1 protein-coding gene and 1 pseudogene are annotated in these 1,830 nt (G+C 52.7%); both read left to right on the top strand.

Annotated elements, in window-relative coordinates; genetic code table 11:
* The first annotated feature begins 577 nt into the window (after positions 1-577).
* Entirely contained in the window at positions 578-1,615 is a 1,038-nt protein-coding gene (locus KHU29_RS21950; protein ID WP_211455451.1) for a DNA-binding protein, read from the top strand.
* Between the two features lie 92 nt (positions 1,616-1,707).
* A pseudogene (locus tag KHU29_RS21945) lies at positions 1,708-1,830 on the top strand (DNA-binding protein); the annotation flags it as partial.

Below are 1,830 nucleotides of genomic sequence, written 5' to 3'. Positions count from 1 at the left end.
GCAGCCGCTCACGCCATACCGCGCTACGCTCTTGTGCATTCTCCATACGACTTCTCCTCTTCGAAAAAGTCCGATTCTCGGCCGATCGATTCAGCAGCGGAAGGTGGGTAGGAAAGAGCGATTACGTTGTAGTTTGCATTGGATACTCCAAGAAACATAACTTTTAACAGGATTGTTGGTCTCACGTTCAACAACCCAAAGTACAAACCAAATTATTTACATTGAGAAAGCACTGTATTGTGTAATCACAATAGCCTGTTAACTGATGTTAGAAAAGCTGCGCTGCCACATCCGCATCCCTGTTGGTAATGACCAGTTCCCCCATCTTGTAAGTCGCAGTTTCTTCGACTCATTTCAGGGACAACCGTGTCAATCTGTACCGAAAGTACGACTACCCCCATGCTGCAAATGGCGGGCGTACGATAAAAATCCACAAAATTTCGCCATTTTTTACATCACACAGGATAAGAAGACGTTATCCGGCATGAATTTTTCAGTAAATTCAGATTGAATTATTTCATAAATTGGTATGTAATTACGTGGTATGTAATACATTACGCTATTTCAAGGAGAGGCGATGGCCCGTACTGGACTGTATAAATCGGACGTGAAAAAAGCCCGCAATGCGCTGCTCGCCCAGAATACCCATCCGTCGGTCGACGCCGTGCGGGTGGCGCTCGGCAATACCGGCTCGAAAACCACGATCCACAAGTACCTGAAAGAGCTTGACGAGGAAAGTGGCGGCGCCGACGGCCGCAAAACCTCGATCAGCGAAGCGCTGCAAGACCTGGTGGCGCGTTTGGCCGTGCAGTTGCAGGACGAAGCCAATCTCCGCATTGATGCCATCCAGGCGCAAAGCGCCGAGAAAGAACGCCAGCACGCAGAGGCCATGGCAGCCCTGCGCAAAGAAGTCGAGGCACTGAGCAGCCAATTGCAACGTACCGAAACGGCGGCGCATCAGGAAACAGCGGAACACGGCCGCATTCGCGAGGCGCTGCAGGCCGAAATGATCGCGCGCCATACGGCAGAGCAGCAAGTGGCCGATCTGAAGGAGCGCCTGGCCGAAAACGAGGCGCATCGCCAGTCCATCGAAGAAAAGCACAAACACGCCCGCGAAGCCCTGGAACACTACCGGCAATCGGTCAAGGATCAGCGCGACCAGGATCAGCGACGGCATGAGCAGCAGATCCAGCAATTGCAGGCCGAAATCCGGCTGTTACAGCAAAGCCTCGTCGTCAAGCAGGATGAGGTGACGCGCTTGAACCAAGAAGGTGCGCGGCTGGTCGCGGATCTGTCGTATGCGCAAAAAGCGCTCTACGATCAACAATCTCACGGCCGTCAGCTCGAACAAAAACTGGAAATTTTGCGGCCGATCGAGCAACGCTGCAAGACGGTCGAGGCGCAACTGGTCGAGAAGGACACGCACATCAAGGAACTCAAGCGTCAAGCGGCCGACGCGTTGAAGCAGGCAGCGGAGTTCTCTCAACAGGTCCATCGACTTGAACTGGAATTGACCACCGCACAGGCAAAACTTGATGCACAACAAGTGGCGACTGAGCAGTTACGTGCTTATATGGAGCGCCAAGGGGCATCCGAAAAAATGTCACCACGATGAACCTTAGCCTCGGCCAGCTCTGTAATTAAACCAAAATTTGACCGCTTTTGGCTAATTTTACCTTTTCGAGGGGTTGGGCAATAACAGCCGTGCTGCTGTTCTTCCGCTATGGTATGACACCCACCGCGAACAAGCTTTATCAACTGGTGCGCAAGGGCAGTATGACCGCGCCGGCGGAGGCGCTCAACAAATTCTGGGAAGACTTGCGCGAAAAG

It is taken from the genome of Collimonas antrihumi (genome assembly GCF_018304965.1).
In the GTDB taxonomy this organism is placed as follows: Bacteria; Pseudomonadota; Gammaproteobacteria; order Burkholderiales; family Burkholderiaceae_D; genus Collimonas; species Collimonas antrihumi.
The sequence above is the reverse complement of the archived record's forward strand: the minus strand, read 5'-3'. Positions and strand labels throughout refer to the sequence as shown.